Below are 15,875 nucleotides of genomic sequence, written 5' to 3'. Positions count from 1 at the left end.
CATGGGTTCATTCATCTGGAAAAGACTGCTGCTCATGATTCCGACACTGCTTGGCGTTTCCGTCGTCGTCTTCCTGATGCTCAAAATTGTTCCGGGCGATCCCGTCAATTCCATCCTTCCGCCGGACGCCTCCGAAGCGGAGCGCGCGGTCATCAGAGCCGAGCTCGGCCTCGATAAATCGATTGCCATTCAGTATGTGGATTGGCTGGGACGTATTCTGCAGGGCAATCTGGGCGACTCCATTGTCAGAAGGCTGCCGGTGACGGATCTGCTCCTGCCGGCACTGAAGAATACATTGATTCTCGCCCTTGCATCAGCAGTCATATCCTTCATTATTTCATTGGTAATCGGTGTCTTCAGCGCCTATTATCCCAAATCCAGGCTCGCTTCCATCGTGAATGGACTCAGCCTTGCGGGTATCGGACTGCCGAATTTCTGGGCCGGGCTGATCCTGATCGGAGTCTTCTCCGTCACGCTGGGGTGGCTGCCCTCCTCGGGGATGACTTCCGTTGGGCAGGGAGGGGCGGCGGACCTGTTCCGCCACCTTATTCTTCCGACCATTGCAACGGTATTGTCGACAGTCGGCGTCATGACCAGGATGATACGGAGCACAGTATCCGGTCTGCTGCAGCAGGATTTTGTGTTTGCCCTGCAGGCCAAGGGAAGCGGCTCGCTGACAGTGCTGCGCCATGTTCTCCGCAATGGCATGCCGACCATTCTTAACGTAACGGGACTTCAGTTTGGTTATCTGCTCGGCGGTTCCGTGCTGGTAGAGACGGTATTCTCCTGGCCGGGCGTCGGTCAGGTTATCTATCAGGCGATCGGGCAGCGCGACTTCCCGGTTGTGCAGGCTGGCGTATTGATCATTGCGATTGCATTCGTCATGATCAATATGATCGTGGACGCCATTCATGCGACGATGGATCCCCGTGTTCGTCAAGTGTAAGCAAACTCAAGGCCTATGCTTTCGAAGCGGGTTTTTGCTTATCAGGGAGCAGCTTCAAGAAGCAGCGCAAAATCTTTTAAGGAGGCGGTAACAATGTCCACCAATGTTCAGACGGTACGTGATGCGGTATTGGTGCCGGGTGCGAGCCGGGAACCTTCCCGGCTTGCCAATATATGGCGTGCTTTCACGAAGAGGAAAGTGGCCGTCGGTGCGCTGGTGCTGCTTATGATCATTATTCTCGCCTGTCTGCTGGCGCCCGTTGTTTCTCCCTATGATCCCGTTAACGGAAATGTCCAGGACCGTCTGCTCAAGGTTGGCTCTGCCGGACATTTGCTGGGTACGGATGAGCAGGGGCGGGATCTGCTGTCCCGAATCCTGTATGGCGGAAGGCTCAGCCTGTTATCCGGGATTCTGCCTGTGATTCTCGCAGTCGTGATTGGAGGCGGGCTTGGAGTTATCGCCGGTTATTTTGGTAGGTGGATCAATACGATTATTATGCGCTCGCTGGATATCGTATTTTCATTCCCCGCGATTCTGCTTGCCATCGGGATATCCGCAGCGCTTGGGCCGGGAATTAGCAATATTATCATTTCCGCGACGGTCGTCTTTATTCCGCCGATCGCCCGGATTGCCGAAAGCGCAGTGAAGGAGGTCCGCAAGGAGGAGTTTATCGAAGCGGCCCAATCCAGCGGAGCCGGTAATCTGCTCATTATCCGCTCGCATATTTTAAGCAATATATTCAGCAAAGTCTTCGTATTCAGCACATCGCAGATCGGCGTATGCCTCATGCTGGCTTCGGGCCTCAGCTTCCTGGGACTGGGCGTTTCGCCGCCAACCCCGGAGTGGGGCTTCATGCTCAATAATTTGAAGCAGCTGATCTTTATCAACCCGCTTGTCACCATCGTGCCCGGGGTTTTCATTTTCCTTACCTCACTGTCGCTCAATCTGGTATCGGATGCGCTCAGTGACGCACTAGAAATCAAGCGATAAACGGAGGGATCGGTATGGAGCATATACTTGAGGTTAATGAACTGGGCAAAACTTTCCCGATCCGCAATTTCTTCGGGCGTACGAAGGGCGGCGTGTCTGCCGTGGACCGGGTATCCTTCAAGCTGGGCGAACGGGGAACGCTTGGCATCGTCGGCGAATCCGGATGCGGCAAATCCACGCTTGCCCGTCTGCTGATGCGATTGATCGAACCGGACCAGGGTGAAGTGAAATATCGCGAGCAGAACATTCTGGATCTGAAGGGCCTTTCGCTCAAAAATATGCGCCAGCGCATCCAGATGGTGTTCCAGAATCCTTATTCCTCGATTAATCCGCAAATGCCGGTGATCGATAACATCGCTTTCCCGCTGTGGGCGAGCGGTGAGAGCAAAGCGGCTTCCCGGGCGAAGGCCCATCATTTTATGGAATCGGTCGGCTTGTCCCGTACGCATGCCGGGCGGCTTCCGGCCAGTCTCAGCGGCGGACAGAGGCAGCGTGTAGCGATTGCCCGCGCGCTCATTCTGGCCCCGGATATCGTCATTGCCGATGAAGCGGTCTCCGCCTTGGACAAATCCGTTCAGGCTCAGGTGCTGAATCTGTTCCAGGATCTGAAGCAGGACCTGTCGCTGTCGATGATCTTCATATCTCATGACCTGCATGTGGTCGAGTATATGAGCGATGAAGTCATGGTCATGTATCTCGGGCGTGTGGTGGAGAAAGGGCCAACCTCGCAGATTTTCGGCCGTGCTGCCCACCCGTATACCCAGGCGCTGCTTGCCTCTGCCCCCTCTCTGGAAACGGCGTTTGAGCATCACAAAGGAAACGGGGAACCTGTGCTGAAAGGGGAGCTGCCAAGTCCCTTGAATCCGCCATCCGGCTGCCGGTTTCGTACGCGCTGCCCGTTGGCGACAGATCGCTGCGCAGTAGAGACACCGGTTCTGCAGGAGGTATCGCCCGGGCATGAAGCGGCTTGTCTGCTGCTTCAGGAGAGTATGCCGGCTTAATAGAGGTATCACGTTTTCTCATAAACTCAAATATGGAAGGGTTGGATGAACAATGGGGTATGAAAATATCGTTACGGTCGCAAGTGTGAACTTTAATGCGGAATGGGGCAATAAAGCAGGCAATCTGGAGCGGATCAAAGGGTATATTCAGGCGGCGGCAGACCGCGGCGCGAAGATCGTCCTGTTTCCCGAGACGGCGCTTACCGGGTACGATGTGAAGGGCGACTCCATCGAGATGCAGGTTGGAATCGCGGAGACCATTCCCGGACCAGCCTCAGACGGGTTGGCAGCGTTGACGAAGTCGCTTGGCCTCTATGTTGTACTCGGCATGATAGAGAAGGATGCGGAAGATCCTGCCCTTATCTACAATTCCGCCCTGGTATTGGGTCCTGAGGGAGTGATCGGCTCCTACCGCAAAATTCATCCGGCCGGCAAAGAGTCGATGTGGGCGAAGAAAGGCAGCGAGCCGCTGATGTTCGATACGCCATGGGGTCCGGTGGGTGTGGGCATATGCTATGATTCCTACTGTTTCCCCGAGCTCACCCGGCATTATTCGGCGCTCGGCTCGCGGCTCTATCTGAATCCGACCGCAGTCTCGGAGATAGAGGGCTGGCAGGAATTCTATTATACGACACTGAAATCGCGGGTGATCGAGAACGGAACCTTCCTCGTCAGCTCCAATCTGGTCGGACCGGATCTGGGCAGTCTGAAATTTCCCGGAGGCAGCATGATCATCGGCCCATCCGTGAATATGCTGTCCACCCGATACTATGCAGAGCCGGTTGAGCAGCACGAAGAACTGCTGGTGGCAACGCTTGATCTGTCCCTCGCCGACAAAGCGCGCAAGCTGCTGACACTGTTCAACGACAATCCGATTACGGGCCTGCCGGACTGGAGACCGGATATTTATGTGAGAATGCTGGAGGAAATCAAGCGCCACAAAAAATGGGGAGGGAAGGAAGAGGCGCAGCCGGAGCCGGCTCTGAGCGTACATTAAAGAGTAAGAATGAAAAAGCGCCCGTCTCCCCGATTTCGGGAAACAGGCGCTTCATTCCTATATAATAGAAGAAAGTTTTTTTTTGGTTTTTGCAAGGCTTGTATTTCGTAAGGTGAAGAAGCTTTCTTCTCGCCATAATCGGGTGATAGCGCTTCTTCTTAGTTGTTAAGAAGAACAAGGAGATCAAGCCTTCTTCGCGAAGGGCTGAAAGGTTTAACGGCCGTTGAAAGCCTTCAGCATCCACAGATGCTTTTCCAGCGATTTATGAACGGCAAGCAGCATATCGGCTGTCGTTTCGTCGCCTTTTTTCTCGGCTTCCTCCATGCCTTCCTTCAGCTCGCCGGCGACTACGGTAAAGTCATCAATGAGCGAATCGACCATCTGGGTCGCTTCTTCTTTGCCGGTAGCCTCCTTTACGCTGGAGAGCTTCAGATGTTCCGTCATCGTAGCTACAGGTTTGCCCTCCAACGCCAGCAGGCGCTCGGCAAAATCATCCACCACCAATGTCGCTTCCTCGTACAGCTCCTGGAATTTCACGTGCAAGGTGAAGAATTGGTTGCCCTTCACATACCAGTGGAAATTATGCAGCTTCACATAAAGAACGCTCCAGGTGGAAATTTGCTTGTTTAAAATATCATGCAGCTTCGTCATTGAAAACACGCTCCTTAAAAGTTGATTTCTCTTATCTATTTGATGAACCTCCGGCCTTGCCGGAAAATTATCAACGCTTAAGTTAAGGGGCATTATGCTAAAGCTGCTCAGTCTCCGAAGGCGATTTCCTGTGTAACGAGCTCCAGATCCGAGCTCATTAAAGCTGCATCCGCATCTTCCAGGAACCGTTCGGCATCCAGCGCAGCCATACATCCGCTCCCCGCGGCGGTAATGGCTTGGCGGTAATGGCGGTCCTGAACATCCCCGCAGGCGAATACGCCCGGCAGATTGGTTTTCGACGTTCCCGGCTGAACTACGATGTAGCCTTGATCATCAGTCGTGACCTGCCCGCCCAGAAAAGCGGTGTTCGGCGTATGGCCAATCGCTACAAATACGCCGTCTGCTTCAAGCAGTACGTCTTCGCCGGTTGCATTATCATGAACGCGAAGGCCGCTCAGCCCCTGATCCCCCGCAACTACCTCCTGCGGAGTTACATTCAGGCTCCACACAATTTTATCATTGGCTCTGGCCCGGTCCTGCATGATTTTCGAAGCGCGAAGCTCGTCGCGTCTGTGAACCAGTCTGACCTCGGATGCGAATCGGGTCAGGAAGGAAGCTTCCTCCATAGCGGAATCGCCGCCGCCGACAACAATAATTTTTTTGCCGCGGAAGAAAAATCCGTCACAAGTCGCACAGGTGCTGACTCCTCGGCCAACGTTGTCGCGTTCCCCGGGCACTCCCATATATTTTGCCGAAGCGCCGGTGGAAATAACCACAGATTTCGTAAAAATTTCACTGCCGTTCTCCAGCTTCAATTTATAGGGTCTCTCGGAGAGATCCGCCTCATCCACCCAGCCGGTCTGAAAACGGGCCCCGAAGCGCTGCGCCTGTTTGCGCATATTGGACATCAGCTCGGAACCGAGGATGCCGTCCTGGAAACCGGGATAATTCTCGACCTCTGTAGTTGTAGTCAGCTGTCCCCCCGGCTGAGGTCCTTCCAGAACCAACGGGCTGAAGCCGGCGCGTGCAAGATAGATGGCAGCCGTTAATCCGGCGGGCCCGGTACCTACTATTGTGATGTTTTCCATATCGTTTCTCTCCTCTCATTAACCAAGCCGATTCACCTTGAACCATATCGATAATTATTTCTACATTAAAATTATTATAAATAAGGAAAGTTGTCAATAGCATTTTGAAATAATGAAAAACACGCAATCTGCAGGCGGTCATTTCCAGCTCTTGTGAGATGGAGGAATGCCGTAAGCACTGCGTGCTTAGGGTTGCTATGGCCATGTATCATGGATCTCGTGCATCAAATATAACTGGCTGGCTTGCGGTCTGGCGTTGCAAGAAGGCAGGCATTTTCTGCCGCTGGGGCAGTCGAGTTCCTGGTGGTTGGGCACTATCAGTCTGCAATCAGCTTCACATAATATTCGCGTGAGCGGGGCCCGTCGAATTCGCAGAAATAAATCCCCTGCCATCTGCCCAGAAGGAGACGGCCCTCTGCGATAATGACCGTTTGCGAGGTGCCGGTCGTCATGGCCTTCAGATGGGAGGCGGTATTGCCTTCGCCATGCCGGTATTTCGGGTGCTCCCACGGGTATACCTCATCCAGACGCATCAGCACATCATGCTTCACATCGGGATCGGCATTCTCCTGAATCGTAATTCCGGCGGTCGTATGCGGGCAATAAATGACGGCGAGGCCGTTTTCTATCCCTTTTTGACTGACAATGGCTGCGATTTCGCGGGTAATATCCATCATCTCATCGTGCCGGGACGTGCGCAGCGATCGGGTAATCAGCATGATTAGTCCTCCTTTATACGAGTAATACGCGGAAATATCCATCGTTTTCAAGTGTGTCATGAGGCAGGAGGGATGTCAAACCGGGACCTGATGCCTATTTTACCATGGTGCGATTGTCCGAATGGGAGTATTATGGAAGTAGTATAAATAACGCTTATGGGGGATATGAAAATGATGATGGGAAAACGCGTACGCAAAGCCATTATTCCGGCGGGGGGACTGGGTACCCGGTTTCTGCCCGCTACCAAGGCACAGCCTAAGGAAATGCTGCCGCTTATTGATAAGCCTGCCATACAATATATTGTAGAAGAAGCAGTCGCCTCCGGAATCGAGAGCATCATGATTGTGACGGGCCGCAACAAACGGGCGATTGAGGACCATTTTGACAAGTCGGTGGAGCTGGAGGCTGAGCTTGAGGCGCACGGCAAAGCCGAAATGCTGGATCTGGTCAAAGGCATCTCGCATATGGCGGATATCTGTTATACACGCCAGCGCGAGCCGCTCGGACTCGGACATGCCGTATTATGTGCGCGCAGCTTTGTGGGGGACGAGCCCTTTGCAGTGCTGCTTGGGGATGACATTCTGCTGTCGGAGCCGCCTTGCCTGAAGCAAATGATCGACGTTTACGAAACGAACGGTTCCTCTGTCGTGGCCGTTATGGAAGTGCCGTGGGACCAGACGCATAAGTACGGTATTGTCGAGCTGGACCGTGAAGCGGAGCAGGGCCGTATCAGGGGACTCGTGGAAAAACCGCTGCCCGGCGAAGCGCCGTCCAATCTCGCAGTAGTAGGCCGATATATTCTTGATCCGGCAATCTTCGCGCTGCTGGAGAGGGCCGAACCCGGCAAAGGCGGCGAGATTCAGCTCACCGACAGCCTGCAGCGTCTGAACTGGGAATCGCCGCTCACCGCATTCCGCTTCCAGGGCCGGAGGCATGACGTCGGCGATAAGCTGGGATTTGTACAGGCTACGATTGATATGGCATTGGAAAGAGAAGATCTCTCGGAAGAGGTAAGGGCATTTATGATCGAGCGCCTTGGGACAGGTGTACGCTAAGCGAGGTTTATAATTGAGGTTTATAATTAATGAAGTAAATAATGAACTGCTTTAAAAGATTGCCTGGCGGAGCAGGCGGAAAGCAGTCTGCCGAAGTGTCAGTCGATCGACTTTGTAACCTGCAACTAACATAAGAACGATTCCGCATGCGCCGCCTGACTTTCTCGCCCCGCCGTAAGCAGATTCTCTCTTTGCCAGCATGTGCACCCAACACCGTCATAACGTCTTGAGACGTAAGAGGCTTTTGGGTGACGAAATAAGGAACGCTTTATAAGCCGTTTGCCCAGGGCACGATCCTTGGCAGACGGCTTTTTTTTACTTCTTTAGCTGCCAGGCAGGAGACAACTGAAAATTGAATCAGACCCGCCCGCTCCTCCAGGCGCTGAAGGCGCGTTTTACTGCGATCATTGAGATCCAGAACAGCAGCAAAGCGAGCACAGGATGAAGCGCGGCCAGCTCGGGAATCCGGCCTCCCATATGAGCCGTTAGGTACTGCATGATGATCAGAATGACCATTCCAAATCCCAAAAACCGGATGGTGCGGCCGGTTGGGCCAATAAAGGTTAATACGAGCATAGCCAGTGGGATCATTTCGAAATAGTGAACGAACGACCGGTGATCCTGCCAATGCGACGAATCGACGAATGAAGCCATTCCTGCCAGGAATACCTGCATGACGACACATACGGCGAAGACCGCTGCAAGCAAAAACAGCGCCAGCCGGATATAACTTGCTCCCGTTTGCTTGGCCTTGATCTCGGCGTCAGTCTGATTCTCCAGATCAGCCTGGTTTGTGGGCATCGTCCATACCTCCCTTATGTTGTATATCTCAATTCTATATATCTGTGATCCATATGTTAGGGATAATCCGGTTTATTGTCAAAACAATCTTGCAGGCTGAAAATAATGGAGCAACCCGCGAGTATGTACGTACAAGTTAAGCGCATGATATAATATCAAACATACAAGCTGAATGCAGGAATCGAGGTGCATCGTGAAGGAACAGCTTCCGCCCAAGTATATGCAACTAAAGGAAGAGATTTTGACCTGGATCACGGCGGAACAATTCAAGCCGCATGACAAGCTTCCTTCGGAGAACGAGATTGCCGCAACGTTCAGCCTGAGCCGCCAGACTGTCAGGCAGGCGCTTGGGGAACTGGAAGCGGAGGGCTGGCTTTATCGCTCACAGGGAAAAGGAACATTCGTAGCTGACGCAGGGTCTGCGGCTGCCGGCAAGCATCCGGCCCAGCAGGGGCTGACCATCGGATTGATGACGACGCATATCTCCGACTATATATTCCCGACGATCGTGCGCGGGGTGGAATCGGCGCTTCGCCTGCATGGGGCCAGGCTGCTGCTGGCCAGCACGGACAATGAGAAGAACAAGGAAAGGGAGAGTCTGGAATCCATGCTGCAGCAGCAGCCAAGCGGACTGATCATCGAGCCGACCAAGAGTGCGGAGGGAAACCCTAATCTCGACTATTATCTGTCGCTGGAATCCAGAGGAATTCCGTTTGTTATGCTTAACGAGCGATACAGCGATCTGGATGCGCCTTGTCTGAAGGTTGACGACGAGCTTGGCGGATTCCGCGCGGCAGAGCACTTGATCAGGCTCGGCCACCGGCGGATTGCCGGATTTTTTAAGACCGATGATTTTCAGGGGATTTACCGGATGCGCGGTTTTCTGCGTGCTTTGCGCGAGCATCAACTGACGCTGCGTTCCGAGCACCTCGTCCGGTATACTACCGAGGAGAAGCTGGTCAAGCCTGCTGCGGAGCTGTCGGCACTGCTTGGCCAGGCAGCCGGGGAGCGTCCGACGGCGATTGTTTGCTATAACGACGAGCTGGCTGTGAAGCTGCTTGATGTGGTGCGGGGGAAGGGCTTGACGGTGCCGGAGGATCTATCCATGGTGGGATTTGATGATGCCACATTGGCTACAGCAACGGAAGTGAAGCTGACTACACTGGAGCATCCCAAGACACGAATGGGTGAGGATGCCGTGAAGCTGCTTATTCGTCTGTTGGGACAAGGCGGCAGCCGCAAGCCGGAGGCGGATATTATATATGAACCGCGATTAATTGTAAGGGAGTCTACCGCCCCGGATGGAGAAGAAATAAAAAATTAATCGTGACACACTTGTACGTACAAGTTATAATAATAGCGAATGAAATTCTATGGAATCTATTTTCAGGTTTATGAATAAATAGCCAAGCTGCCGCGCTGCTATGGATGAATGCGGCGAAAGGAGAACTATTTTATGCTGGATGCTTTAAGACAAGCCGTATGGGAAGCCAATATGGAGCTGCCCCAGTATGGCCTTGTCACTTTTACTTGGGGGAATGTAAGCGGCATTGACCGGGAGAGAGGTCTAGTGGCCATCAAGCCGAGCGGTGTTCCTTATGATGAGCTGAAGCCTGAGCAAATCGTCATAGTGGATCTGGAAGGGAATGTTGTCGAAGGGAATCTTCGGCCCTCTTCGGATACGCCGACGCATGTCGCTTTGTATCGCGCTTTTGATGGCATTGGAGGGATCGTGCATACCCATTCTCCATGGGCCACGAGCTGGGCGCAGGCCGGACGGCCGATTCCCGCGCTTGGAACGACGCATGCGGATTATTTTTACGGTGAAATCCCTTGTACACGTCCAATGACAGAAGCCGAAATTCAAGGCGCTTATGAGCTGGAGACAGGCAACGTCATTATTGAGACCTTCACTCAAGGGGACATCGATCCCAATCAGGTACCGGCTGCGCTCGTATATAGCCATGCGCCCTTCTGCTGGGGGAAGGATCCGCATAATGCGGTGCATAATGCGGTTGTTGTGGAGGAAGCGGCCAAGATGGCGCTGCACACCTTCCAGTTAAATCCGAATATACAGCCGATGGATCAGCATTTGCTGGATCGTCATTACTTGCGCAAGCACGGTAAAAATGCTTATTATGGACAAAAGTAATCGTTTACAAGGACTACATTTCAAAGGGGGATCCCTGAATCATGAGCAGCAAATATGCAATTGGCGTGGACTATGGAACGGAATCCGGCCGCGCGGTATTGGTGCGTCTGAGCGATGGTGCGGAAATCGCCGAGCATGTGACGCCCTACCGTCACAATGTTATTGATGAGAAATTGCCGGAGTCTGGTCTCAAGCTGGAGCATGACTGGGCGCTGCAGCATCCGGCCGACTATATTGAGGTGCTGACGACGTCGGTGCCTGCCGTTATGAAGGAATCCGGTATTGCGGCAAGCGAGGTCATCGGTCTTGGCATCGACTTTACCGCATGTACCATGCTGCCGATCGATGGGGCGGGGCAGCCGCTCTGCTTCAATGAGGCGTACAAAGCCAATCCGCACAGCTGGGTGAAGCTGTGGAAGCATCATGCGGCACAGGATGAGGCGAACCTCATTAATGAAATCGCGGCAAGCCGCGGCGAGTCTTTCCTCCCCCGTTACGGCGGCAAAATATCCTCCGAATGGATGCTGGCCAAGTCATGGCAGATTCTGAACGAAGCTCCGGAGATGTATGAGGCTGCGGATAAATTCGTGGAAGCAACCGACTGGGTTGTCGGCCAGATGACGGGAAACATTGTGCGCAACAGCTGCACGGCCGGATACAAGTCCATTTGGCACAAGCGGGATGGATATCCAAGCAGCGAGTTCTATAAAGCGCTTGATCCAAGGCTGGAAAATCTTGCGGATACGAAGCTCCGCGGCGATGTTCTGCCGCTTGGCTCCAAAGCGGGCGAGCTGACGGCGGATATGGCTGCGCGCATGGGCCTAACCGCAGGTATCGCAATTGCGGTCGGCAATGTCGATGCGCATGCAGCGGTTCCCGCAGTAGGTGTTGTCACCCCCGGCAAGCTGGTAATGGCCATGGGGACCTCGATCTGTCATATGCTGCTCGGCTCGGAAGAGAAGCAGGTTGAAGGCATGTGCGGCGTTGTCGAGGATGGCATCATTCCGGGCTATTACGGTTATGAAGCCGGGCAATCGGCCGTTGGCGATATTTTCGCCTGGTATGTGGATGAGGCGGTTCCGGCTTATGTCGTCGAGGCAGCCAAGCAGGAAGGCATCAGCATCCATGAGTGGCTGGAAAAGAAAGCGTCAGAGCTCAATGTCGGCGAATCCGGCGTGCTCGCGCTCGACTGGTGGAATGGCAATCGTTCCGTGCTTGTCGATACGGATCTGACAGGGATGATGGTTGGTCTTACCCTGCTGACCAAGCCTTATGAAGTCTATCGCGCACTGCTGGAAGCGACGGCTTTCGGCACTCGTAAAATCGTGGAAGCCTTCCACAGCAACGGTGTGGCTGTGGATGAGCTGTACGCCTGCGGGGGCCTCCCACAAAAGAACCGTCTGCTCATGCAAATCTACGCAGATGTGACCAACCGCGAGATCAAAATCGCGGCCTCCCGGCAGACGCCTGCGCTGGGGGCGGCGATGTTCGGCGCTGTGGCGGCCGGTGCGGAAGCAGGCGGCTACGACAATGTTGTCGACGCGGCGGCCGCAATGGCCCGCGTGAGGGAGGAGACGTTCAAGCCGATTCCGGCTAACGTCGCGGTATATGATAAGCTGTACGCGGAGTACAATCAGCTTCACGACTACTTCGGCCGTGGCGCCAATGATGTGATGAAACGGCTAAAGGCCATTAAAGAACAAGCCAGCGCCCACTAAGCGCAAGGAGTAAATAGAAGGCCCGATCAGGCGTCAATGATGACGCTGTAGTCGGGCCTTCTTCATTTAAATACAAGAAAGTTTATATTTCCTTTCTTATAGGTGAAGTTGCTGCGCCACCAAGGTGACAGCGAAGCCGATTCTTGGTGGCATCTCATGGGAGGATGATCAACTCTTGTAGGTGAAGTTGCTGCGTCACTAAATGGACGGCGGAAGCCGGCTCTTTGAGGAATTTCAAAGGAGCATAATCAACGCAAGAGATTTGGAGTAATCGGACCATCATCCTTCGTCTTGTTTAAAGGTCATCTTCCGAATCGTCGGTGATGAGATCATAATTATTTTCCAGCTGCAAATTGTAAGGCAATGCAGTCCCCGCATCCTGGATGCTCCTCGGTATGACTGCGCCAGCGCCTGTCAGAATGAGCTCGAGTCCGACTGTATCCCCTGACTGTATGGGCAGATAGAGCTGGGACTCCGCAATCAGTCGTCCATTCAGACGCAGAATCGTTCCAATATCTCCAACTATAGCTATGCCGCTGACAAAGATGATCTGGCCAAAGTTATTGAAACGAACAACACCTGTCCCGGCCAAAGCCTGATAAACAGTCATCCCCGGAAAATGGCGCACGGTATAGGCCTGAGTAATCTGAGGAAAGAAACGTCCTCCATTAATGACCGCTGTCACGAAGCCAGGGAATATTGGTGGCCCGGGAATCGGGATAGGGATAGGGATAGGGATCGGAATTGGCCACGGCCCGGGCGGAAACGGTCCTGGTCCAGGTGGAAATGGACCTGGTCCCGGAGGGAATGGCCCTGGCCCCGGCGGAAACGGTCCCGGTCCGGGTGGAAACGGTCCTGGGCCCGGCGGAAACGGTCCCGGTCCGGGTGGGAACGGCCCTGGGCCCGGCGGGAAAAGTCCCAGTCCGGGCCCGGATTGCAGGCCGCCACCGGGGCTACCCATCATTCCACGCGGTCCGCCGCCACAACCGCAATCCCGGCCTGCCGGAGCAGGGGGGATATAGGCAACGCTATATCCATCCTGAACGTGGACGGGAGTGTAAAAGTTATACCACATGCATATTCGTCTCCTTCATCAGAGCGTATAGGTCGATATCATGATAAAGCTTATGCGGCAATCGCCTATTCGGTGAGAAGGAATTACAATCAGACTACAGAGCAGCTAAGCTTGAAAAGCATAAAAAAACAGGACGATGGCAAGTTTGCCTTCGTCCTGTTTTTAACTGTTCCAAAGCTTATTTCGCAGCTTCGTAACGTTTGCCAACTTCCGACCAGTTCACAACATTCCAGAACGCTGCGATATAATCAGGGCGTTTGTTTTGGTAGTTCAGGTAGTAAGCATGCTCCCAAACGTCAAGACCAAGGAGAGGTGTATCGCCTTCCATGACCGGGCTGTCTTGGTTAGGCAAGCTGTACACTTTCAATTTGCCAGCTTTATCAGCTGCAAGCCAGGCCCAGCCGCTTCCGAAACGGGTTGTAGCTGCTTTAGCAAAATCCTCTTTGAATTTATCGAATCCGCCAAGCTCGCTTGCAATCGCATCGGCAAGTGCTCCGCTTGGAGCGCCGCCAGCGTTTGGTCCAATGGTTTCCCAGAAGAGGGAGTGGTTAGCATGTCCGCCGCCATTGTTGCGAACGGCAGTGCGGATGGCTTCAGGTACACTGTTAAGATCAGCAATAAGGTCTTCGACCGATTTGCTTTGCAGATCAGGAGCGGACTCCAGAGCAGCATTCAAATTCGTTACATAAGCATTATGATGACGGTCGTGGTGGATCATCATCGTTGTTTCATCAATGTGGGGCTCCAGTGCGTTGTTCGGATACGGTAAAGCTGGTAGTTGATGTGCCATGTTCAAAAAACCTCCTATTATATGTAATGTCTCTATCCATTACCCATTATCCATCTTCTCTAATAATAAATCAACAAAAATGTTTAGAAAGTCTGTATTCATGGATATATTTGCATCAACTATAGGATGATCAATAATGAAATATCTATACATTCCGGATAACAAAAAAACGACCCCGAAGGATCGTTTTTAAGTCACTGGATTAGTTGTTGATAAAACCAGCGTTACCGAGCAAACGAATTACCATTGTAGCAGCTTCAGCACGGCTTGCGCTAGCGTCACCTACCACTTTCGTAGTAGTTTGGCCAAGAACAATACCGGATTTAACTGCTGCAGCGACTTCAGCTTTTGCCCAGCCGAGACTGCTTGCATCAGTGAAGGCAGCCAGCGCAGCAGATGCTTCCGCATCAGTAAGCGTTACTTCCTTACCAGCATAACCAAGGGCGCGAACGACCATGGCCGACAGCTCTTTACGGGTGATGTTAGCGTTCGGGTTGAATTTACCTTTGTCATCACCTTGTACGATACCAGCTTCTGCAGCCGTAGCTACAACGCCAGCGTACCATTGGCTCGAACTTACGTCCGAGAATTTAGATGTGGTTCCAGTAGCATCAAGACCGAGTGAACGAACGATCAGAGCCGCGAACTCAGCGCGAGTAATGTTGCGTTTTGGTTCGAACTTGTTAGCGCCCGTACCTTCTACAACCAACTTCGCAGCAAGAGTTTCAATATCTTCTTTCGCCCAGTGGTTAGCGAGATCCGCGAAGGATACGTTATCCAGTTGGATGACAGTGTAGATACTTGTGCTGTTGCGGAGCAAAGTAGCGATTGTTTTGTCTCCCTCAGTTGCGAATGTAGCTGGGACGAAGCTCAGCTCTTTCGTATCCGGGTTATACACAACACCAGTTACTTTGTCGGAGTCAACAGAGCCTATTACCGGAAGCGTACGTTTAAAGTAAACATCCAGTTTAGTGTACTGTTCCTCTTTACCGCCACCAACAGCAATGATTTTGAAATCAACTGGAGTTGCCAGTGGTTTCGCATCAATTCCGTATACAGCATCAGATACCGCTTTAGCAGCGTCGCCAGTAAGCTTCTTAAGTTCTACCTTGATGTCCAGAGCGCTCAGTTCAATCCCAAGGGATTTAGCCTTCTCTTCCAGTTTCAGAGCAGCGATCGGCAGGGTGATGGATGTACCATCTTCCAGTTTGATCGTAAGAGTTTCACCTTTGATCAATGCATCAGCAGGAATTGTTACTACATCGGAAGTTGATGTAATAGTAGGGTTCTTATCGGTTGCAAAGAGATTAGTCAATTGCGTACCATCTACATTGCCGTTGCCGTCAATAACGCCACCACTTGGGAATCCAGGGAATCCACCACCACCGTAATACGGATTATAGTATACGGCTTGAGTTACATTGTGGTAGTTCAAGTAGTAGTAGGTAGAGTATGTTACAGAAGGTACATCGAAGTCGATATCATAACGGCCATTGCTTGCGTATGTAGCGTAAACCACATCGACAACCGTTTTATTATCTTCTCCATATACATAGACAGGAATTGTCTTACCTGTTGTGTATACGCTATCTGTAACATAAACTTGACCTGTAACATTAGTAGTTCCAGACAATGAAGTAGGAACACCCTCGAAAGAGTTAGCAAAAGCCAAGACAGGCACCAACGCTGACACGATCATCAATGAAGCGATAAGAGCTGAAATTTTGCTTGCGAAAATCTTTTTCATTTTTTGTTTTCACCTCCTTTCATTGAAAAGGATGAGACAACCTATCGGAGAACAATTATATATCATGACTGATAGGAAAGAAAGCATCATTTTTGGAAATAGTATTTAGTTAGTATTTAAATATAAGTGAAATACTGGGTTATG

At 52.3% G+C, this 15,875-nt stretch carries 15 protein-coding genes; 8 read left to right on the top strand and 7 right to left on the bottom strand.

Annotated features, from left to right (window positions below; genetic code table 11):
- Position 1 precedes the first annotated feature (1 nt).
- From ACFOLF_RS14915 to ACFOLF_RS14900, 4 genes are all read left to right on the top strand, one after another.
- The gene (locus ACFOLF_RS14915; RefSeq protein WP_210042834.1) at positions 2–946 is read left to right on the top strand and encodes an ABC transporter permease; all 945 of its coding nucleotides are present in this window, start codon (positions 2–4) and stop codon (positions 944–946) included.
- A 93-nt stretch (positions 947–1,039) separates the two neighbouring features.
- Entirely contained in the window at positions 1,040–1,936 is an 897-nt protein-coding gene (locus ACFOLF_RS14910; protein WP_210042827.1) for an ABC transporter permease, read from the top strand.
- Positions 1,937–1,950: 14 nt separating this feature from the next.
- Positions 1,951–2,937, top strand: coding sequence for an ABC transporter ATP-binding protein (locus tag ACFOLF_RS14905; RefSeq protein WP_210042820.1), 987 nt, complete (start codon positions 1,951–1,953; stop codon positions 2,935–2,937).
- 52 nt (positions 2,938–2,989) lie between these two features.
- Positions 2,990–3,934 carry a carbon-nitrogen hydrolase family protein gene (locus ACFOLF_RS14900; protein ID WP_210042807.1) on the top strand — a complete coding sequence of 315 codons (945 nt, stop codon included), beginning with the start codon at positions 2,990–2,992 and terminating at the stop codon, positions 3,932–3,934.
- A gap of 213 nt (positions 3,935–4,147) precedes the next feature.
- Here the strand turns inward: ACFOLF_RS14900 and ACFOLF_RS14895 are convergent, their stop codons facing one another.
- From ACFOLF_RS14895 to ACFOLF_RS14885, 3 genes are all read right to left on the bottom strand, one after another.
- On the bottom strand, positions 4,148–4,585 hold the full coding sequence (locus tag ACFOLF_RS14895; protein ID WP_210042798.1) for a Dps family protein: 438 nt from the start codon (positions 4,583–4,585) through the stop codon (positions 4,148–4,150).
- Between the two features lie 107 nt (positions 4,586–4,692).
- Positions 4,693–5,673, bottom strand: coding sequence for a thioredoxin-disulfide reductase (gene trxB, locus ACFOLF_RS14890; RefSeq protein ID WP_210042796.1), 981 nt, complete (start codon positions 5,671–5,673; stop codon positions 4,693–4,695).
- Positions 5,674–5,990: 317 nt separating this feature from the next.
- Positions 5,991–6,392 (bottom strand): secondary thiamine-phosphate synthase enzyme YjbQ, encoded by a 402-nt coding sequence (locus ACFOLF_RS14885; RefSeq protein ID WP_210042794.1) that lies wholly within the window; start codon positions 6,390–6,392, stop codon positions 5,991–5,993.
- Between the two features lie 171 nt (positions 6,393–6,563).
- Here ACFOLF_RS14885 and galU point away from each other — a divergent pair, with 171 nt between their 5' ends.
- A complete protein-coding gene (gene galU, locus ACFOLF_RS14880; RefSeq protein WP_210042779.1) occupies positions 6,564–7,448 on the top strand; it encodes a UTP--glucose-1-phosphate uridylyltransferase GalU in 885 nt (294 codons plus the stop codon).
- A gap of 357 nt (positions 7,449–7,805) precedes the next feature.
- On the opposite strand, the gene ACFOLF_RS14875 is transcribed toward galU, so the two are convergent.
- Positions 7,806–8,249, bottom strand: coding sequence for a DUF6220 domain-containing protein (locus tag ACFOLF_RS14875; protein ID WP_210042770.1), 444 nt, complete (start codon positions 8,247–8,249; stop codon positions 7,806–7,808).
- 193 nt (positions 8,250–8,442) lie between these two features.
- Here ACFOLF_RS14875 and ACFOLF_RS14870 point away from each other — a divergent pair, with 193 nt between their 5' ends.
- The 3 genes from ACFOLF_RS14870 (at position 8,443) to ACFOLF_RS14860 (ending at position 12,119) form a co-directional block, all read left to right on the top strand.
- A complete protein-coding gene (locus tag ACFOLF_RS14870; RefSeq protein ID WP_210042761.1) occupies positions 8,443–9,573 on the top strand; it encodes a GntR family transcriptional regulator in 1,131 nt (376 codons plus the stop codon).
- Positions 9,574–9,705: 132 nt separating this feature from the next.
- Entirely contained in the window at positions 9,706–10,401 is a 696-nt protein-coding gene (araD, locus tag ACFOLF_RS14865) for an L-ribulose-5-phosphate 4-epimerase (RefSeq protein ID WP_379114181.1), read from the top strand.
- A gap of 41 nt (positions 10,402–10,442) precedes the next feature.
- Positions 10,443–12,119: a ribulokinase gene (locus ACFOLF_RS14860; RefSeq protein ID WP_210042752.1), complete on the top strand. Its 1,677-nt coding sequence runs from the start codon at positions 10,443–10,445 to the stop codon at positions 12,117–12,119.
- A gap of 295 nt (positions 12,120–12,414) precedes the next feature.
- Here the strand turns inward: ACFOLF_RS14860 and ACFOLF_RS14855 are convergent, their stop codons facing one another.
- From ACFOLF_RS14855 to ACFOLF_RS14845, 3 genes are all read right to left on the bottom strand, one after another.
- The gene (locus tag ACFOLF_RS14855; RefSeq protein WP_210042743.1) at positions 12,415–12,729 is read right to left on the bottom strand and encodes a hypothetical protein; all 315 of its coding nucleotides are present in this window, start codon (positions 12,727–12,729) and stop codon (positions 12,415–12,417) included.
- A gap of 643 nt (positions 12,730–13,372) precedes the next feature.
- Complete coding sequence (locus tag ACFOLF_RS14850) at positions 13,373–13,984, bottom strand: superoxide dismutase (RefSeq protein ID WP_210042742.1); 612 nt, start codon at positions 13,982–13,984, stop codon at positions 13,373–13,375.
- 202 nt (positions 13,985–14,186) lie between these two features.
- Entirely contained in the window at positions 14,187–15,731 is a 1,545-nt protein-coding gene (locus tag ACFOLF_RS14845) for an S-layer homology domain-containing protein (RefSeq protein ID WP_210042740.1), read from the bottom strand.
- Between the last annotated feature and the right edge of the window lie 144 nt (positions 15,732–15,875).

It is taken from the genome of Paenibacillus sepulcri, from assembly GCF_042647105.1.
Taxonomy (GTDB): Bacteria; Bacillota; Bacilli; order Paenibacillales; family Paenibacillaceae; genus Paenibacillus_Z; species Paenibacillus_Z sepulcri.
This window is presented reverse-complemented; position numbering and strand designations above follow the sequence as displayed.